Annotated in this window: 8 protein-coding genes; 2 read left to right on the top strand and 6 right to left on the bottom strand. The window is 69.5% G+C overall.

What is annotated here, in order from left to right; genetic code table 11:
* Positions 1 to 200: 200 nt before the first annotated feature.
* The 6 genes from AC1ROD_RS15170 to AC1ROD_RS15145 form a co-directional block, all read right to left on the bottom strand.
* Positions 201 to 2,333 (bottom strand): putative bifunctional diguanylate cyclase/phosphodiesterase, encoded by a 2,133-nt coding sequence (locus AC1ROD_RS15170; protein ID WP_492949105.1) that lies wholly within the window; start codon positions 2,331 to 2,333, stop codon positions 201 to 203.
* Positions 2,334 to 2,458: 125 nt separating this feature from the next.
* Complete coding sequence (locus AC1ROD_RS15165; RefSeq protein WP_492949104.1) at positions 2,459 to 4,327, bottom strand: LuxR C-terminal-related transcriptional regulator; 1,869 nt, start codon at positions 4,325 to 4,327, stop codon at positions 2,459 to 2,461.
* A gap of 101 nt (positions 4,328 to 4,428) precedes the next feature.
* Positions 4,429 to 5,619 (bottom strand): beta-barrel domain-containing protein, encoded by a 1,191-nt coding sequence (locus AC1ROD_RS15160; protein WP_492949103.1) that lies wholly within the window; start codon positions 5,617 to 5,619, stop codon positions 4,429 to 4,431.
* The gene (locus AC1ROD_RS15155) at positions 5,612 to 7,714 is read right to left on the bottom strand and encodes a type I secretion system permease/ATPase (RefSeq protein WP_492949102.1); all 2,103 of its coding nucleotides are present in this window, start codon (positions 7,712 to 7,714) and stop codon (positions 5,612 to 5,614) included. Before AC1ROD_RS15155 ends, AC1ROD_RS15160 begins: the two co-directional genes overlap by 8 nt.
* Positions 7,711 to 8,982: a TolC family protein gene (locus AC1ROD_RS15150; protein WP_492949101.1), complete on the bottom strand. Its 1,272-nt coding sequence runs from the start codon at positions 8,980 to 8,982 to the stop codon at positions 7,711 to 7,713. The genes AC1ROD_RS15155 and AC1ROD_RS15150 overlap by 4 nt, the downstream gene beginning before the upstream one ends.
* 8 nt (positions 8,983 to 8,990) lie before the next feature.
* A complete protein-coding gene (locus AC1ROD_RS15145) occupies positions 8,991 to 19,457 on the bottom strand; it encodes an Ig-like domain-containing protein (RefSeq protein WP_492949100.1) in 10,467 nt (3,488 codons plus the stop codon).
* Positions 19,458 to 19,787: 330 nt separating this feature from the next.
* Between AC1ROD_RS15145 and AC1ROD_RS15140 the strand changes: the two genes are divergently transcribed.
* Entirely contained in the window at positions 19,788 to 19,985 is a 198-nt protein-coding gene (locus tag AC1ROD_RS15140; protein ID WP_492949099.1) for a hypothetical protein, read from the top strand.
* Between the two features lie 67 nt (positions 19,986 to 20,052).
* Entirely contained in the window at positions 20,053 to 20,841 is a 789-nt protein-coding gene (locus tag AC1ROD_RS15135; RefSeq protein ID WP_492949098.1) for a nucleotidyltransferase family protein, read from the top strand.
* The last annotated feature ends 6 nt before the right edge of the window (positions 20,842 to 20,847 follow it).

Here is a 20,847-nt window from a genome sequence, read left to right as displayed (position 1 = left end):
GTAAATCACAGACGACCACACCTGAGGTTGCTTCGGAAGTAGTGTCGTGTTTTCAAACCGCTATGTCTGAAACCCAACATAAGCTGTTAGACGCCGGGCTAGTCCTTCAAATCTTCACATATCTTTGGATCACCCTCCCGTTCCGAAGATGGACCGCCGCTTACACTGAAGGTGTTCTTCGTACCGACCCGGAATCGCCGTCAGGCCGCCGAGCGCCAGCTACGGGGCAGATGAAAGGCGCGCAGTTCTCCGCCGAGGTCGGCGTGCAGAATCTCGACGCTCGCTCCCGACGCCATCGCCTCGCGCGCCAGGCCCAGGGCGCATTGCAGCGCCGCGGACCGTGATGAAAAGCGACCGAACTGCCGGCGCTCCGACACCACGCGCCAATCGGCCCCGCAAAGCAGGATGGCGTATCGGACCAGATTTTCCTCGACCGCCCCGGGCTGATCTGCACCGGCCTGACCCGCCCCGGGCACCTCTCGAAGGCCGACGGCCGGCGGCGCGAAGGGCGCGGCGGACGTGTCAGGGTCGCGCGCCTCAGGGTCGCGACTCTGAGCCTTCTCCAGCAGGAGGCGAGTGACGGCCTGACGGTCGACGGCCGGCGAGTAGAAGAAGCCCTGTCCCAGGGTGCAGCCCCATTGCCGGAGCTGATCGACCTGGGCCCGGGTCTCGACCCCTTCGGCGACGACCTTGATCCCGAGCCGGCTCGCGATGGCCAGAACGCCCTCCGTAATGGCCGCGCCGCGGCTGTCGCGCTCCATGTGGGCGACGAAGGACCTGTCGATCTTCAGAATGTCGACAGGCATCGAAAGCAGATGGGTCAGGGAGGCGAAGCCGGTGCCGAAGTCGTCGAGCGCGATCCGCAGTCCGCGCGCGCGAAGATCCTGGATGGCGGCGCTGACCTCCTGGCCTTCCCGTCCCATATAGACGCTCTCGGTGACCTCGAGGATCACGTGGCCGAGGGGCACACCCTGACGCTCGAAGGCTTCGGCGAGCGCCTCGTGCAAGCGGCCGCTCTGCAAGTCCGCGGAGGAGGCGTTGATACCGACATGCTGGAACCAGATGCCCTGATCCAGCCAAGTCCGCACGTCCCGCGCCACGATGTCCAACATGCGCCGGGTCAGCCGCGTCGCGGTATGGACGTCCGTGGTTGCTTCAAAGCAGTCACCCGCCGACAGCACGCCTCCCTCCGTCGTCACGACCCGGAACAGGGCTTCCAGGCCGACGATCTCGTCCGTGTCGATGCGGACGATGGGCTGATAATAGGCGTCGATGCGGTCCTCGTTCAGCGCGGCCTCCACATTGCGGATGGCGCACAGGCGGCGGCTCACGGTGTCGCCCAGAGCGGGCGAATAGATCGCGAAGCCGCCCAGGCGCGCGGTCTTGGCGTGGCACAGTGCGAACTCCGCCTGTTGCCGCAGATCGGCCAGCGTCGCACCGGATCCAGCCAGGGCGCCGCCGATGGTCGCCAGAGGCGTGGTCAGGCTTCCGTCGCAATCGACAGGCTCCGAAAGCCCGTCCAGAATCCGTCCCGCCAGCGCTTCCAGACGCTCGGCGTCGATCTCGGCATCGTCGATCAGGACAGCGAATTCATCCCCGCCCAGGCGGAAGACCCGGAAGGGCGCGGCGCAGTCGTCGACCCGTTTCGCCGTCGCCTGCAGGAGGCGGTCGCCGGCCTTCTGACCGAAGGCGTCGTTGACGGTCTTGAGATTGTCGAGGTCGGCGATCAACACGGCGCCGAGGCCGGCTTCCTCGGTCAACCTCATCGAGACGGCCTCGAAGGCGGCCTTGTTCGGAAGATCGGTCAGGAGGTCGCGATAGATCAGACGGCGCAGATCCGCCGTCCTGCGATCCCGCTCCATGGCGATGGCGCACAGATGAATACTGCCCTGGGCGAGCTCCGCCTCGGCCTCGGTACGGCGTCGCGCCTCGCGATAGTAGACGGAGACGGCGCCCAGCACGACGCCGTCGCCGCCGACGACGGGGGCGGACCAGCAGGCGCGCAGACCACTGTCCAGCGCCAGGAGACCGAGCGCCGACCACCGGGGATCGGTGGCGATGTCTGGCGTCTCAACCACCTGGGCCAGATAGACGGCGCTGCCGCAGGCGGCGACCTGGGGCCCGATCGCCAGTCCGTCGAAGGCCTGGTTGAAGACGTCGGGCAGACTGGGGCCAGCTATGGCCTTCAGCTGCCCCGTTATGTCCAGCTGGACGATGGAACAGGCCGAGCCGGGTAGAAGCGCCTCGACGCGAAGACACAGCGCGCGCGCCGTCGCGTCCAGCGGCCCGCCGCGGGCGATCATTTCCAGGATCTCGTTCTGAAGCAACTGCAAGGCGGTCTCCCCAAGGGCCGGGGCGACGTCGGCTTTCGCGCGCCATGCCCCCTTTTATGGGACACTGAACGGTGATCCGCGAAGGATCATCCGGACGCCTCCTCAGTAGGGACACCGGAGCGGATTCAGCTTCTCTTAACCGAACTGGAGGCCCCGCCCTCGGCCGCGACCTTGACCAGTTCGGCCAGGGTGCTGACGCAAAGCCGGTCCATCAGATGCGCCCGGTGCGTCTCGACAGTTCGAGGGCTGAGATCCAGCGCCTTGGCGATGGTCTTGTTAGTGCCGCCGGCGACGAGGCCGTCCAGAACCTGACGTTCTCGGGGGCTCAGCTGCAGGATCTTCTGGACCGCATCGCTCGGCGCGCGGCTCTCGCCCGCCTTGCCGAAGGCCCGCGCCAGAGCGGCCTGGCTCGCGGCGGCGACGTCATCGGGGCCCGGCATCGCCAGAATGTCGGCCGCGCCGAGCTTCATCAGCTGAACGACGTCCTGCAGGCGGTGCTGCAGGTCGCCGACCGCGATCCAGGGCAGCTGGTTGCCGGACGCCAGTACGGCGGCGGCCTTCAGGGTCTTGTCGATATCACCGCGGACGACCAGGACCGCGCAGCCGGGCGCCAGATCGCCTGCGATCCTCTGGAACTGGGCGGTGTCATCGAAGGCGCGAACGCGGAAGCCCTTGCGGGTCAGGGCGTGATGCATGGCGTTCTGGGACGCCGGGTCGGAATCGACCAGATAGATGCGTGGATCGTCGTTGGACGCCACCTCGACGACGACGCCGCCGATCCGCCGGGCGCCATCGGCGGTCGGAGGGATGACGAAGGCCGTGGCGTGGAAACGGCGCACGGCGCCATCGAAAGACACGCTCCGGAACCGCGCCTGGGCGACCCCGCCGGCCGCGGCCTGGTCGAACATTGCCGACAGCTGGGGCCGGTCGTCCGGGTGGGCGAAGGAGAGCCAGCTCTCCCAGGCGATCGGTCGCCCGTCCTCCGGCAGGCGCCAGGCCGCCCGCTTGTGGGGGTTCAGGGCCTCGATCTCGCGCGTGGCGACCGAGCCGACCCACATCAGGGTGGCGTCGCACCCGTGGAAGCGCCGCAGCAGATCGCTGGAGGCGTTCAGACCGTCGGCGGCGCGCCGCCAGTCGTCGATGTCGGTCGCCGAGCCGCACCGGCCCGACACCTCGCCCGTCTCGTCGAAAATCTCCTGGGAGCGGACGACGAACCAGCGATACCGTCCGTCGGCGCCGCGCAGTCTCTGCTGCTTTTCCGAGGGCTCGCCCGGCTGGTCGGCGGCGCCCGTCCCGCCGTCAGCGGGATGCCGATGGTCGTCCAGCATAACGCCGCCGGGTCGGGTCAGTCCGAAATAGTCCAGCAGCCCCTGGTTCGCCCAGGTTAGCCGCCCGCGGACGTCGCAGCGCCACAGCAGGCTCGGCGTCATATCCGTGGCGGTCAGCAGGGCCGCCTCGCTGCGGCGCAGGGACTCCTCGGCCGCGACCCGGCGCGTGGTCTCGTAGAAGACGCCCAGGGCGCCGCCGACCGAACCGTCCTCGGCCCGCGCCGGCGACCAGGACGCGGACCACCAGGTCGTCGCCAGGGTCGAGTTGCGCAGCAGAGCGATGGGCAGGTCTTCGAGGTAGCTGGACCGTCCCTCCAGCGCTTCGCCGAGATACCTCTGGATCTGGGTCCAGGCCTCGGGGAAGACCGCGCTGATCGGCCTGCCGATGCAGTCGCCCTTGCCCAGAAGAACGGTCTCGAAGGCGTCATTGTAGAATAAATGGTGGTCCCGCCCCCAGGTCAGGAACATCGGGAAGTGGGCTTCCAGGACCAGGTTCAGACTGGAGACGAACTGACTGTCCCAGGTCACGAAGGATCCCAGCGGCGTGACGTCCCAGGGGAAGGCCCTGATGATGTCGGCGCTTCGCCCCTCGGCCCGCAGGGTGTGCCGATCAAACCCCTCGAGGACGGGGGCCCACTGATCAACCGAAGGAAACGCCCGGCCCATACAACCCTCAAGAAGCAACGCAACGCAGCCTACCGTACATACACACCACGGGTTGTAAACCATAGGTCAAGAAAACCGCCGATAAGCGCGATTCCAAGCGATTACGAGAGCTTGGCCTTGAGAATTGGCCTCAGAAGATAGCTCAGAACGCTGCGACTTCCCGACTGAATGTCCACTTCGGCAACCATACCAGGGCGAATCGGCAAGATTTCACGGCCATGCCGAAGGTAGGCGCGGTCGGTGCGAACGAGGACGTTGTAGTAGGCGACCTTGCCCCTCGGGGTCTCCTCCTCGATGGTGTCCTCGCTGATCTGCTCAACCTTTGCAGTAAGATCGCCGTAGACCGAGTAATCGTAAGCCGTGATCTTGACGCGCGCCGTCATTCCCGGACGGATGAAGGCGACGTCGCGCGGCAGAATTCTGGCCTCCACCAACAACTTGTCGTCGATCGGGGTGAGCTGCATGATCGCCTCGCCCGGCTGGATGACACCACCACGGGTTGTGATCAGCACCTCATTGACCCGGGCCCGCACCGGGGCGGTCAACCGGGTGCGGTTCAGCTGATCCTGACGCTGGTTGAAGATCTGGGTCTGGGCGGCCAGCTCGGCCTTCTTGGCCGCCAGCTCGGCATAGGCGTCCTGCATATAGGTGTTGCGGACCTCGGTCTGGCGTCCGCTGAGCTGGGCGATATCCTTTCCGAGCCGCAGGGCCTCGACCTCGCTGACCACACCGCGCGCGGCCAGGGGCTGGACCATGGCCAGCTGACGCCGGGCATAGGCGCTTTCATCGACCAGGGCCTGAACCGTGGCGTTCAGATTGTGCCGGCGGGCCGTGAACAGGGACCGTTCCGACGCAATGACCGGATCGTTGGCGGGGATGCTGGCGGGGAAGTCGATGGTGCTCTTGCCCAGCACCTCGGCCTCCAGCCGGGCGATGGCGGCGGTCAGGGCGATGACCTGGGTCCCGGACTCCAGCGCCGAGGACCGAAAGCGATTGCTGTCCAGCTGCACCAGCGGCTGTCCCGCCTGAACCACATCGCCCTGCTTGACCATCAGGTCCTGCAGGATGCCGCCTTCCAGGCTCTGGATCACCTGCACCCGGCTGGACGGGACCACCCTGCCCTCGCCTCGCGCCGTCTCGGCCACCGGGGCCCAGGCAGCCCAGGCCACGAAGATGACGATCAGGGCGACGCAGACCCAGAGGATGGGCCGCGCCGCGACGTGCGTCTCGCCGTCGTCGCCCTGCGACAGGGCCCGGCGAAGGTCCCGTTCGATACGCGCTGCGTCAGCCATGGGCCGTCCTCACCAGCTTGTGCTCATTGGCGCCCGCCTCGTGCGGGGCATCGCCGACCAGCCGCCCGCCCGCCAGCGCCAGAATGCGATCCGCGACGCCGAGAACGGCGCGCTTGTGGGTCGCCACGATGACCGTCCGCCCTACCGACCAGGTCTTCAGAAACTCGACCACGCGGCCCTCATTGGCCTGGTCGTAGGCGGAAGTCGGTTCGTCCATCAGCACCACCTTCGGGTCCTGCAGGAAGATGCGGGCCAGGGCGATGGCCTGACGCTGACCGCCCGAGACGCTACGCGAGCCGACGATCGGAAGATCCAACCCGGCGGGATGGCCGCGCACGAAACCGCCGAGGCCCACGGCGTCCAGCGCCTCCAGCAGTTCGCCGTCGCCGTGCCGGCCGCCGTCCAGCGCCAGATTGTCCCTGAGAGTCCCGTGGAACAGGGCCGTGTCCTGGGGCAGATAGCCGATGGCCCGGCGCTGATCGGCCGGCTCGATCTGCGACAGGCCCACGCCGTCCAGCAGGATCCGCCCGGCGGTCGGATCGCCGATGCCGGACAGGACCCGCAGCAGGGTCGACTTGCCGGCCCCGTTGCCGCCGATCACCGCGATCCGCTCGCCCGCCGCGATCGACAGTTTCGGGATCAGCAGGATCGGCGCGGCGTCGGGCGCGGGGCGGACCTCCAGCGCCTGCAGCTCGAAGGCGCCGCGGATGTCGGGCATGCGGGTGAACTGGCGGTCGGCGGGACGCTCGACGGGCGCCGCCATCAGCTGATCCAGACCCTCCAGCGCCACCTTGATATGCTGCCAGCGGGCGAGGATGCCGGTGAACTGGGCCGTTGGCGAGATGGCGCGCGACACCAGCAGCGAACAGGCCACCAGGGCGCCGGTCGTCATATGGCCCGCCGCGATCTGATAGACCCCGATGACCAGGGCGCCGATATAGGCCAGTTGCTGCACCGCCGAGGCCGAATAGGTCAGGGTCGAGGAAATGGAACGCGACCGCTGGCCGGATTCGGCCAGCTGGGCCGACAGCAGCTCCCACATGCGCAGGTTCCGCCCCTCGGCCCGTGTCGCCTTCACGGTCTCGAGGTTCTCGACGGTCTCCAGCAGCAGGCCGTGCTTGACGGCGCCCTCGCGCAGATTGTCGCGCGACAGGGCCGCCAGCTTGCGCTGCAGCAGGAAGCCCGGCACCAGCATCAGTACCACGGCCGCCGCCGGCGCCAGGGCCACCGGGCCGCCGATGAAGGCGATGACGCCGAGGAACACCAGCACGAAGGGCGCGTCGGTGATGGCCGCCACGGTCGAGGCGGTAAAGAACTCGCGCACGGACTCGAACTCGCGCACCTGGCTGGAGAAGGCGCCGGTCGATCCGGGCTTGGCCGAAAGCCGGATCGACATGACCTGTTCGAACAGCCGCGACGACAGCTTCAGGTCCAGCTTCTTGCCGGTCACGTCGAGCAGGTGGGCGCGCAGCTGGCGCAGCACGAACTCTGCAAGGATCGCCAGTGTCACGCCGCTGGCCAGGACCCACAGGGTGCCGAAGTTCGAGGTCGGCACGACCCGATCGTAGACCTGCATCGAGAACAGGGAGGTGGCGATGGCCAGAAGACTGGCGAAGGTCGCGGCGACCCCGACCTCGACAAACTCCGGCCAGGCGTCGCCGACCACGCCGCGCAGCCAGTGCCGCGCCTCGCCCTTGGCATAGCCTCCGGCCCGGCTGTCGCCCTCGTACAGGGCGCGGGCGAAGATGATCGTGCCCTCGTGATCGGCGCGGACAGCATCCAGCGGCGCCCGCTCCTCGCCGCCGCCGGTCTCGGGACTGAGCAGGATGGCGGTGTCGCCCTCGCGCCCGACCAGAATGCGGGTCCCGCCGTCGCGCATGACCAGCAGCGCCGGCAGAAGGGACAGGGGGGCCATTTCGACGGGCATGGACACCGCCCGCGCGGACAGGCCCGCTCGGCGCATCGCCCTGGCCACCTGCGACAACGGCAACCGTCCGGCATCGAGCGCCAGTCCATCGCCGAGCTGGGCCACGCTGACGGGCCGTCCCAGCCTTGAGGCCAGCAGGACCAGACCTTCTCGCAACGGGTCGTTCATGGATGTTCCCCCGGGGTCTGCATCTGGTCGCCGGTCATCATGGGCGTCAGCAGGCCCAGCTGGGCGGCGGCCTGGTACTGGAGACGCAGGCGTTCGATGACCAGATCGACCTTGTGACGCTCGGCCTCGAACTGCTCGGTCTGCATGATCACCAGATCCTGGATGTCGCGACGGCCGACCAGGAACTGTTCGCCGTAGAGGTCGCGGACGGCCTCCGCCTGCGCGGCCTGATCGGCCAGGGCGCCAATGCGGGCGGCGGTGGAGGCGTCGGACCGGATCAGGGCTCCGACCGTCCGCTTGAGATCGCGCGCCTCGGCCTCGGCCGCCCAGCGGGCCGCCTCGCGACGCTGACGTTCCAGCTCAGGCCGCTGGAGCGCGCTCAGTCCCTGCTGGGAGGCGAGCCGGAAGCGGACGCCGATCGAACTGTCGTTGACCAGCTGACCGCCGATCTCGCGCCGCTGGACCCCGCCTTCGAGGTTCAGGCGCGGGAAGCGGGCGGCATTGGCCTCGCGCAAGCCCGCGTCCGCCACCCGCACGCCCAAGGCCGCCTTTCGATAGAGGGGCGAGCCGGCGATGGCGGCGTCGAGCGCGCCCTCGTCGGCCACCGATTCCAGAACGGTCGGCGGCGCCGGCGGCAGGCGCAGGCCCTCGGCGGGTTCGTCGACCAGAAGCGCGTAGCGGCCTAACGCTTCTTCGAGGTCGCCCTGCAGGCGGGCGCGTGTGCCCTCGGCGGTGGCGACGGCGAGGTTGACCCGGCCCGCCTCGCTCTGGTCGGCGTAGCGGCCTTCGACGCGTGCTTCGGCCATCGCCGAGACCTCGTCCAGCCGTTTGAGGTGGTCCTCCAGCAACGAGAGCTGGGTCCGGTCGTTGACAATATCCAGCCAGGCCTCGACGATCTGCAGGGCCACATCGTCGCGCACGACCTCCAGATTGGCCTGCTGCTGGGCCAGCAGCGCCTGCTTCTGGTCGATGACGCTGCGGGTCTGGCCCCAGTCATAGAGCGGCTGGGCCACGGTGACGTCATAGGCGACACCGGACGCGACCGGCCCCGACGAGGCGCTGACCACCGGCAGCCGGCCATTGCCCGCCATCTGGAGTTCGATCGTCGCCTGGCTGACCTCGGCCTGGGCGACCTGGATGTCCGGATGCCGCGCCAGCCCGCGCGCGACCGCCTGCTCCAGCGTGCCCGCACAGGCGAGCGACGGGGCAAGCAACGGCGCCGCCGCGATCAGCAGCGCCGTCGTCAGGCTCGCGATATACCCCCCCAACCGATTGATCATGGATGGTGTGCGACGCCTCCGTCTTCGAGGATGGACATCGGGGAGACGTAGAGGTCGTAGCCGCCCACGACGCTCTGGAGGGGCTGGTTCAGCGTGTCGGGCTGGTCGCCGAAGGTCAGGAAGATCTCCGGCTCATCGAGGATGGCGCGGGTCAGGTCGTGAACCACACCCTGATCGCCGCCCGCGGCCTCGGTCCCGACCGACAGGCCCGTGTCGAGACCCTGCCAGCCGATGTCGACGTCGAAGGTCGTCGCCACGACGTCGGCCCCATCGTCCGAGGACCAGGCATGGAGACCTGCGTCCTCGGACGGCACGACGATCATGTCGGAGCCCTCGCCACCGGTGAGGGCCGCATGGGAGGCGACGGCGGCATGGCTGTCGCCCGCCGAGCCACTGTCCGAAACGCTCGCCGTGGAGTCGCTCTCGGCGACCCGCATCAGGCTCTCCACCGACGAACCGGAGACCGGGTCAGGGCCGTCGAGGCTGTTGAGCAGGTTCACATTGACCACCGAGCCGATCACCGCGGAACTGCTGAGCCCCTGCGCGTCGGTGGCGGTGATCGTCATGGCGTTCAGGACGTTCGCGCTGAGCAGGGTGCTGCTGAGCAGGCCGCCGCTGGTGTCCGTCAGATGAACCGTTTCGAGGAAGCGGTTGATCTGCAGGTTGTCGATCACCCCGCCGTTCAGGGCCGTGACCTCGATCCGCGCGGTCGGCGCCACGACGCCGAGCAGGCCCGACGACTGGGTGACCTGAACGCCGAGGCCGTAGCTGGCCGCGAGGGCCGCGTCCCAGGCGAAGGTCAGGGGCGTGAGGTTGAGCGCAACCGTGGGCGCATACTCGACCCGGACATTGCTCAGATTGCCGTTGGCGTCCGCCGCCAGCAGGTCCTGGCCGTTCAGGTTCAGCCCGGCCGCGCCCAGCCCGATCAGGCCGAGCAGGCTCTGGGCGTTGGCCTCGACCACCGGGGCGACATTGCCGGCCAACGGCGGCAGGGGAACGACATTCGCGCTGTTGATCGCGACGCTGGTGGAGGCGGCGTCGCCGTCACCGTCGATCACCGAGGTCCCGATATTCAGGGTGTTGGAGGCGGTGGAGCCGTCCACTGTCAGCGTATCCACCACCAGCTTCCCGCGCGTCAGCAGGTCGGCCAGGATCGCCTGATCCGAGGCGAAGCCGGAGGTCAGGTTGACGTTGGACAGCAGGATGGTCTGATCCCCTGCCCCGCCTGTGGAGGTCGAGGAACCATAGCCGCCGACGAAGCCGCCGGTCGTGCTGAGGTGGATCAGGGTGCCCGAGGCCGTCTGTTCGAAGTGGATGTAGTTCGACAGATTGCCCGGGTTGTTTCCGATCCGGCCCTCGCCGACCAGCAGGCTGGAGAGGTCCAGGACATCGCCGCCCAAGCTCAGGCTGGCCACATTGAAGTCAGTGATCACGTCCGCGGCGGGCTGGGCGATCGTGCCCTGATCGCCGCGCTCCCAACGGAAGACGTCGCCGCCCGCGCCACCGTTGAGGGTGTCGTTTCCGGTTCCTCCGATCAGCAGGTCGTTACCGGCGCCGCCATTCAGTGCATCATTGCCCGAACCGCCCCGCAGGATGTCGTTGCCGAGGCCCGCGTTCAGGGTGTCGTCGCCGGCATAGCCGTAGAGCCGGTTGTCCAGCGCCGCGCCGGTGCCGGTATCGGAGGCCGTGATCACATTGCCGGTCGCCGAGCCCGTCAGGATCTGGGCTGGCTGGGTCGCGGTCAGCAGGCCCGAGACCAGGCTCAGATTCGCCAGATTGCTTTCCGACGCCAGGGTGACATGACCGGCCTGATCGGTGGCTTGGATGCTGATGGTCTGGGCGACGTTCAGGTCCAGCAGGCCCGACAGGCCCCCGCTCATTGTGATCGAGCCGAGGAACTCGTTGAGCTTCAGATTGTCGACCGCACCACCGCCCACAGCCGTGATGACCAGTTGCGACGAGCCGGGCAGCAGGAAGGTGTTGGTCTGGGCGACCGACAGACCGAGCTCGGCCGCGAGGGCGGCGTTGTAGCTGAAGGTCTTCAGGCCCAGACCGACGGCCGCCGAATAGCGCACCGTCACCGCGCTGATGTCGTTGTTGGCGTCCGACGCCGAGAAGAACTGCTGCTGGTCGAGCCTGATCAGTCCGAGGACGTCGGCGTTGATCAGACCCAGCAGACCGCTGTTGCCGCCGAGGGCCACGTCGGGCCGCACCGAGGCCGGCGCCGCCGAGTCCTGACCTGTGACGTGCACGCGATAGTCGCCGCTGGCGAAGTCGAAGCTGATGCTCTCGCCGCGCACCGTGGTCGCTGACAGCACCCCGCCGGAGACGCCGTAGGAGACGAGGGTCGAGGACGATCCCGAGGCCGCCACCGCGCCCGTGGCGGGCGTATAGGTGAAGGTCCGACCGTCGATGGTGACCGAGGTAATGACGCCGCCGTCCGCGCCGAAGCCCTGGACCAGATCGCCGACGATCACGCCGGGCGCGGTCGGGGTCAGGGTGGTCGGGGCGGCCAACACCGGCACGCCGTCGGTGACGCCCAGATTGATGACGCCGCGCGCCGTGCCGTCGCTGTCGGTGACCGAGACACCGATCGGCAGTTGCAGGACGTCCGCCCCCGCCCCGGGGTGATCCAGCGCACCCAGCAGGGTGACGCTGTACTGGCCCGTGGCGTTGATTGTGGCGCGGATAACGGGCTGGCCGCCTGCCGAACCGACCAGGGCGCCGGTCCCGTCCACGGCCCAGGTGATCGTCTGGCCATGGGAGTTGAAGACGCCTGTCGGGGCCTGGAGGCCATAGGTCACGGCGCCGGTCGCGCCGGTGACGGCCACGCTGCCGGTCGCCGCCACGCCGAGCGCGGCTTCAGAGACAGCGGCGGTCGCATTGGCGATGTTGATCGGCACGGCGTCGACCGCGAAGGCCGCCGTCGTCGAGGGCGCCGAGGCGTTGCCAGAGGGATCGCGGATGATCGCCGTCGCCGAATACTGGCCGTCCGACAGACCCGCGCCGATGGCGAAGACCGCCTGGCCCGCCGCCAGGATGGGGGCGGTGACGACCGTGCTGAAGGTCTGGGACACGCCGCCCGTGGTCACCGTCAGGGTCACGGTGTCGCCGACCTGGGTCGCGGGCGTCAGGGTCACCACCGCCGAGACGCCGTCGGCGAACTCCGCCGGGGTGATCAGGCCATCGGCGGCGTCGGCGATGCCGAGCACCGGGGCCTGGGTTCCGGCGGGTCCGCCGGGCCCCAGAATATCGAGCGTATAGGGCCGCGAGCCGCTGATGGTCCCGACATTGCCCGCCGCATCGCTGGCCTGGACCGAGGCGGTCAGGGTCCCGCCCGTCAGGGCCGCGCCCGAAGCCGCGATCGACCAGCGACCGTCGGCGGCGACGGTTCCCGAGAAGGTCTGGCCCCCGGCCGTGACGGTGACAGCATCGCCCGCCCGGAACTCGCCGGTCACCTGGCCGGTGACGATCACCGACCCTTGCGACTCGGTCCGGTTGACGATGTCGTCCCCGGCAATGACGTCGATGCTGATCGCCGTCGTGGCGCCGCTGGGCGGGGTGACGTCGATCGGGGCGATGGTCGTGGCGGCCGAGACGTTTCCGGCGGGGTCGATCGCCGTGACCTGTCCGGAGAAGTTGGGCGGCACCGCGCCGCCCGCAAAGGCTGCCGCCGGGATGGTCCAGGTCCCGCCCGCGCCGACGAAGGCGACGACCGGCTGGCCGGAAGCACCGATCACTGCGGCGCCCGCGCCGTCGCGCAGCTGCACCGTACTGCCGACCTCGCCCGAGCCGCTCAGGCCCGCGACGCCCGCGCCGGTCAGCGCCGGCGCATTGGGGGCGACAAGGTCAACGCCGTACAGCCGCTGCAGCGCGACCGTCGCCGTATTCCCGGCGGCGTCCGTCGTGGTCACCGAGGCCGTCAAACCGGTCGAGGCGGCCAGGTCGCCGCCCGCAAAGGCCACCGACCAGGCTCCGTTCGCGGCCAGGACCGCGCTCTGGCTGACGCCGTTGGACAGGGTGACGACAATCGTGTCCCCGGCGCGGTACTCGCCGGTGGCACCGCCGCTGACGGTCACCGAAGCCGAGCCGGCCTCGGCGATGTTGACCACATTGTCGGCAGTGACGGGATTGACCGCCAGCAGCAGGCGCACCGCACCGTCCACCGGGCCAACCGGGCTGGCCGCCGTATTGCCTGCGGGATCCGCGGCCTGAACCGAGCCCGAGAACCCGTCGAGACTGGCGGACAGGGCCGCCGCCGGCAGGGTCCACTGGCCCGCGCCGTCGGCGACGGTCGAGCCGACGGTCTGACCGCTTGCATTGCGAACCGTGATCGTGGCGCCGGCCTCGGCCGTGCCCGACAGACCGCTGCCGTTGGCGACGGTGATCGCCGGAGCCGCCGTGGTCAGATCGACCGCATAGGGCTGGAGGTCGGTGACGGTGACCATATTGCCCGCGCCGTCAGTAGCGCTGGCCGTGGCGGTGACCGAGGTGGAGGCCTGCAGCTGGGCGCCGGTGAAGGTCGCGCTCCACACGCCGCCCGCGCCGACGGTGGTGTTGACGAAGACCCCGGTCGAGAGCTCGACCCGGATCGCCGCCCCGACCACGATGTCGCCGACCGCATGGCCGGTGACGGCGACGGCCGCCTGGGCCGCCTCGGCGCCGTTCAGGACGTTGTCCGGCGTAACGGAATCGATGACCAGGGTCAGGTCAGCGCCGCCGTCGATCGGCCCGACGCCGGTTGAGGCGGTGTTGCCGACCAGATCGGTGGCCCGGACCGAGCCCGTGAAGCCGTCCAGACCGCCGGGAACCGCCGAGGCCGGGAAGCTCCACGACCCGTCGGCGGCGACCACCGCCTGAATGGGCGCGCCTCCGCCGGTCAGCACCGGGTTTCCGCCCGCATCGAGCAGGGCCACGGTTGCGCCGGCCTCGGCCGTGCCGAACAGGCCCGCGCCATTAGCCGCCGTGACGACCGGCGCCGGGGTCAGGCCGTCGACCGGGCCGACCGCACCGCTGGCGGCATTGCCCGCGACATCGACGGCCCGCGCCGTGCCGGTGAAGCCGTCCAGCCCGCCGGGGATCGATGCGCCGGCGATGGTCCAGACGCCTGAGCCATTGACCACCGCGCTGACCGGGACGCCGCCCGCGTCGAGGATGGGGGCGCCGCCCGCGTTGAACAGGGTCACAGTGGCGCCCGCCTCGGCCGTGCCGGTCAGGGCCGCGCCGTTGGAGGCCGTGACGATCGGTCCGACCGTGGCTCCATCGACCGGACCCAGCGCCGTGGCGCTGAGATTGCCCGCGGCGTCCGCCGCTTGCACCGAACCGGTGAAGCCGTTCAGTCCGCCAGAGACGGAAGCCGCCGGAATCGCCCATTGGCCGTTGGCGGCGACGACGGTCGTGGCGACCACCGCTCCGCCCGCGCCGAGCAGGCTGATCGTCGTTCCCGCCTCGCCCGTGCCGCTGACGCCAGAGCCGTTGGCGATGGCGATAGCCGGCGCCGTGGGAGCGATCAGATCGACCGCGAAGGTCTGGATGTCGGTGACGGTGACGCTGTTGCCGGCGGTGTCGGTGGTCGTGGCGACGACCGTGATCGTGGTGGAGGCCGCGAGATCAGCGCCCGCGAAGGCGACGTTCCAGCTGCCGTCCGCCGCGAGCGTCCCGGTCTGGACCGCCCCGTTCGACAGGGTGACGGCGACCGTCGCCCCGGGGGTGTAGTCCCCGATCGCCTGGCCGGTGACGGCGACGGACGCCGCCGCGCTTTCGGCGATGTTGATGACGTTGTCGGCGGTGACGGCGTCGATGTTCAGCGACAGGGTGATCGAGCCGTCGATCGGCCCGACCACGCTGGCGGCCGCATTGCCTGCGGCGTCCACCGCCCGCACCGAACCCGTGAAGCCGTCCAGCCCACCGGGGATCGCGGTGGCGGGAATGGTCCAGGCGCCGCCGGAGTCGGCGACCACGGTGACCGCGCCGCCGCCCGCGCCCGTCACCGGGCTTCCGTTTACGTCCAGCAGGGTCAGGGTGGCCCCGGCCTCGGCCGTGCCCTGAACCCCCAAGCCGTTCTGGGCCGTGACGACCGGGGCGGGGGTCGACCCGTCCACCGGGCCGACGCCCGCCTGGGCCGCATTACCGGCGGCGTCCGTCGCACGCACCGAACCGCTGAAGCCGTCCAGGCCTCCCGGGACAGCTCCGGCCGGAAGCGACCAGCGTCCGTCGGCGGCTACCGTCGTCGTGACCGGGGCGCCGTTGACGTCCACGACCGGGGTCCCGGCGGCGCTCATCAGGGTCAGGGTCGCGCCCGCCTCGGCCGTGCCGGTCAGGCCCAGGCCGTTCGCCGAGGTCAAGGTCGGCGCCGGGGTCGAACCGTCGATGGCCGGCAGGATCGTGGAGGCCGTGTTGCCCGCCGGATCGGTCGCCCGGACCGAGCCGCCGAAGCCGTCAAGGCCGCCGGGAACCCCGCTGGCCGGGAACCGCCAGGCGCCGTCGAAGCCTGCCGTCACGGTGGCGATCACCGCGCCCGAGCCGCTGACCAGGGCGATCGTATCGCCCGGATCCGCCGTGCCCGAGACCGCCAGTCCATTGGCGTCGGCAATGACGGGCGCCGTGGCGACCAGATCGACGCCATAGGTCTGACTGTCCGAGACGGTCACCGTATTGCCGGCCGTGTCGGTCGTCTGGGTCGCTGCTGTTACCGAGGCTGCGCCTGCCAGATCCGCGCCGCTCGCGGTCGCCGTCCAGCTTCCATCGGCGGCCAGGACGGTGTTCAGCACCACCCCGTTGGACAGGGTCACCACGACCGCCTGCCCGGCGGTGAAGTCGCCGACGGCCTGACCGGTCAGGGCCACCGAGCCCTGGGACTCGGCCAGATTGAGCACATTGTCCGCGGTGATCGGGTCGACCGTGAGCGTCAGGGTGACGGAGCCGTCGATCGGACCGACCGAGACAGCCGAGGCGTTGCCGGCCGGATCGACCGCCTGGACCGAACCGACGAAGCCGTCGAGGCCGCCCGGGATGGCGGAGGCCGGAATGCTCCAGCTCCCGTCGACCGCCACCGTGGTCCGCACGGGCTGGCCATCGGTCCCGATCACCGGCGCGCCGTTGGCGTCCAGCAGGATGACGGCGCCCGGCTCGGCCGTGCCGCTGATGCCGCCGCCGTTGGCGCCCGTGATCACCGGCGCCGGGGTCAGGCCGTCGATGGGACCGACCGCCGCCGTCGCCGTATTGCCGGCGACATCAACGGCCGTGACCGTTCCGGTGAAGCCATCGAACCCGCCCGGAACCATACCCGCGGGCAGGGTCCAGACGCCGTTGGACGCCGTCACCGTGCTGACAGCGGCGCCGCTCGCATCCAGAACGGGCGCGCCGTTCGCATCCGTAAGGGTCACCGTCGCCCCGGCCTCGGCCGTGCCGGTCAGGCCCGCGCCGTTCGCGGTCGTCACCACCGGCGCCGCCGTCGTCCCGTCGATCGGACCCAGCGGCGTTTCGGCGATATTGCCCGCGGGATCGACGCCTTGGGCGGAGCCGACGAAGCCGTCCAGCGAGACCGTGAGATCGGTCGCCGGAATGACCCAGCGGCCGTTGTCGCCGACCATGGCCGTGCCCTGCACATTACCGCCCGCGTCGAGCAGGTTGACGACGGTCCAGGGCTCGCCGGTGCCGCTGACCTCGGTTCCGTTGGCAACGGTGACGATCGGCGCCAGGTGCTCGAGATCGACGACGAAGGCCTGGGTGTCGGCGACCACCACGGGATTGCCCGAGCTGTCAGTAGTGGTGATTTCGGCGGTGACCGATGTCGAGGCGGCCACGTCCGCGCCGGGCATGCCGACGCTCCAGCTGCCGTCAGCCAGCAGGATGGCGAACCTGATGACACCATTGGACAGGGTGACCGTCACCGTGTCTCCGGGATTGAAGTCGCCGATCGCCGTCCCTGCCACATCGACCGAGGCGGACGCGGCCTCATCGCCGTTGACGACGTTGTCGGGCGTGATCGTATCGACATTCAACGAGACGGTGACCGAACCGTCGATGGGACCGACGGGGCTTGCAGCCGCATTGCCCGCCGGGTCGACCGCCCGCACCGAGCCCGAAAAGCCGTCCAGACCACCGGGCACGTCACCGGCCGGAATCGTCCATCCGCCCTGGGCGTCGACCACGACGGAGATGGGGGCGCCGCCGGCGCCGGCAACCGGATTTCCGGCGGCGTCGAGCAGTGTCAGGGTCGCTCCCACCTCCGCCGTACCCTGGATGAGCAGGCCGTTCTGGGCCGTGATCACCGGGGCCGGGGTCGTTCCGTCGATCGGACCGACCGCTGTCTGGGCTGTATTTCCTGCGATATCCGTCGCGCGGACCGATCCGGTGAAGCCGTCCAGGCCGCCGGTCACGGCGGCGCCCGGCAGGGTCCAGGTCCCGTTCGCTGCGACTGTCGCGGTCACCGCAGCGCCATTGGCGCCGATCACTGGCGCCCCGTTCGCACCCAGCAGGGTGACCGTGGCTCCGGCTTCGGCCGTCCCTGACAAAGCCACGCCGTTGGCCGAGGACAGGACCGGCGCTGTCGTGGCCGTATCCACGTTGACGGTCACGGTCGCGAACGGCGCGGAGGCCGCTCCGCGTCCATCATTGATGACCGCCACCACCGAATAGCCGCCGTCCATCAGGGTCGAAGGCAGGGTGACGTCGGCCACGCCCGCGGCGATCTCTCCGGCGACCAGCACGTGTTCGATCGTCAGGGGCGCGCCGCTCGAGGTGACGGTGACCACGACCCGGTCGCCGACCTGTGCGCCCGCTGTCAGGGCGACCCGCGCCTGGATCCCGTCGGCCAGTTCGACGGCGTTCACGCCCAGGGCGGCCTCGCCAATGATGAGAACGGGCGCGTCGGTTCCGTTCGGCCCACCGGGGAAGGTCAGGTCGGGCGCGGTGGCGGTCGCGGTTGGCGATGGGTTCCCGGCCGGGTCGGTCTGGATGACGGTGACGGTCTCGCTGGCGATCAGCGGCGTCGTCAGGGTGACAGTGAAACGCCCGTCCGGCTGGACCGCGCCTGTGCCGATCGTCGCGCCGTCCGGCCCGCGAACGGTCACAGTGGCGCCGGCCTCGCCCGCGCCCGTGACGGCGGCGCCGGTCGCGGTGACCTGAACATCGGTCGCGGCCGCCGGGGCTGTGGTGTCGGGCGCCTGGGCCGTCGCGGGCGTGGAGGGGTTCCCCGCAGTGTCGGTCAGGACCACGCTGACCGTCTGGCCGTTGGTCAGGGGCGTCGGCAGAGGAACCGCGAAAGTCCCGTTACCCGCCACCACGCCCGTGCCGATCACGCCTCCGTCAGGACCGCGCACGGTCACCGTGGCGCCGGCCTCGCCCGTGCCCGTGACGGAGGCGCCGTTGTCCGACACGTCCAGCGCGCCGGCCGGAGCCGGGGCTGTAGTGTCGGGCGCCTGGGCCGTGGCGGGCGTGGACGCATTGCCCGCCGCGTCGGTCAGGACCACGCTGACCGTCTGGCCGTTGGTCAGGGGCGTCTGAAGGGTGACGGTGAAGGTCCCGTCAGCGGCCACGACACCCGTTCCGATCGATGCTCCGTCCGGGCCGCGCACAGTCACGGTCGCGCCCGCCTGGCCGGAGCCGGTGACGGCTGCGCCCGTATCGGTCACATCGACGTTTCCAGCGGGCGCAGGCGCGGTGGTGTCGGGCGCCGTGGCGCTCGCCGGAGTCGAGACATTGCCCGAGGCGTCGGTCAGGGTCACACTGACGCCCTGTCCGTCGAGCAGAGGCTGGGCCAGGGTGACCGAGAAGGTCCCGTTGGCGGCGACGGTTCCCGTACCGATGATCGCCCCGGCGGAATTGCGCACGGTGACGGTCGCGCCCGCCTCGCCGGATCCGGTCAGGGTTGCGCCGGTCGAGGCGAAGGCCAGGTTGGTCGCAGCGGCTGGGGGGGTGGTGTCCTGGGCAGGCCGGATCGGCGCGTCCGATCCGCCGCCGCCACCGCCGCCGCCCGCCAGAGCCGCCAGGCCGCCCGCAGCGGCGAGACCGCTCAACGCCGCCCCGCCCGCGCCCAAACCGCCGACGGCCGCGCCGCCCGCGACCGACGCCGCCTCGGCCGAGGCGGTCAGGCTTTCAAAGGGCGACAGCTGATCGAGGGCGGCGAAATTCAGGCTCAACGGTCCATCGGAAACCGCCGCCGTATTGAACAGAACCGCATGGTGGTCGTCGTTTTCGAGGAACAGCTTGCGATCGACCGCCCCCTGGAAAAAGCCTGCCAGACGGAGCAGTTGCCCCTGAGCATTCTCCAGCACCAGGTCCAGCCCGTCGCGCGCCATAGACGCGACGTCAGACACGTTCAGGTCCAGATAGACGTCACGCGCCGCTCGAACGTCCAGAACACCCGAAGCCTCGATTGTCGGCGCCGAGGCCGGCGGCATCGCGCCGTTGCTCAGCTTGGCTCCAGTGCTCAGCGCATCCTGCGCGGCGACAGCGTTCATGGTCTACCTCCACCTGCGCGCCGTCTGGCGGGCGCGCTTTCATCCCGGCGCCGTTCCGGATGCGCGGGGTGGAGGCTGGCAGGGGGGGTGCATGGACCCCCACCCCGACATGTCATCCGGAACGACCCGGGATTTGTCGCAGAGGGGGCGCCGTCCGTCCTCAGTAGGTCTACTTAGGGTGGATACTTGCCCAAAACTCTTTAGTTATTGAGAAGTTAACGCATGCGACATCCGGTCTTCACCGGACCGGCCGACGCCGAAAAAGTCGAGCCCGAGATCCAGGGCGCCGAGACCGGTTGAACCGTTAACCTCCCCAAACGCTATCGTTGCATGACCAGCTACGCGATCCATCTGCACGATGGGGGACTGAAGCCGCCCCGGTCGACCCATATCTCGGCCATCGGCGACGCCGCCGCCCGCCGCTGGGCGCTCGACTTGCTTCAGGAGCATCCCGGATATCACTACGTCAGCGTCACCGACGGGCTGAGGCATATCGGGAAGTACGAACGCACCGGCGAAACCGTCTGACCCTTGCGACGGCCGGAACCCCTTTTCCCCGGAGCTCGTTGTTGAGCGCTTCCAGAGGGATGACCGAGTGTCCGAAACCGTCCTTGAACCGACCTTCCACCCGCCCCAGGACGCCCTCGCCTTCTATGAGGAAAGCCTGCGGCTGCTCAAGGAAAGCGGCATACCCTTCCTGCTCAGCGGCACCTATGCGGTGACGGCCTATACCGGCATCCGCCGCCCGACCAAGGATCTGGACGTCTTCTGCAAGCCCGGCGACTACCCCCGCATCCTCGCCTTCTTCCAGGCCCGAGGCTATCGGACCGACGTTGAGGACGAGCGATGGATCGCCAAGGTCTGGAAGGACGAGAAGCATTTCTTCGACGTGATCTTCGCCATGTCGAACGGCACTATCGCGGTCAACGACAGCTGGTTCGGCGACGACCGGATCGAGGTCTACGGCCATGAGGTCGCGATCACCCCGCCGACGGCCCTGATCCTGTCCAAGGTCTTCATCCAGGACCGCTATCGCTATGACGGGGCCGATGTGAACCACATCATCCTGAAGCAGTCCGACGCCATCGACTGGAAGGCCTTGCTGGATCAGATGGATCTCTACTGGGAGGTGCTGATGGCCCATCTCCTAAACTTCCGCTTTGCCTATCCGACCGAACGGGACAAGGCGCCGGCCTGGCTGATGCAGGAGCTTACCGAGCGGCTTCAGGCCCAGGTGACCCTGCCATCCCCGCGCGTGAAGGTCTGTCGCGGACGGCTGTTCTCGGCGCGAGACTACGTCCTCGACATCTCGGAATGGGGTTTCGGCGACGTGGTCGGCAAGGGGCTCGACGAGCGGCACGACCCGGTCAACCTCGGTCACTGAAGGCGA

This window comes from Brevundimonas sp. GW821-FHT12E07, assembly GCF_058807035.1.
The sequence above is the reverse complement of the archived record's forward strand: the minus strand, read 5'-3'. Positions and strand labels throughout refer to the sequence as shown.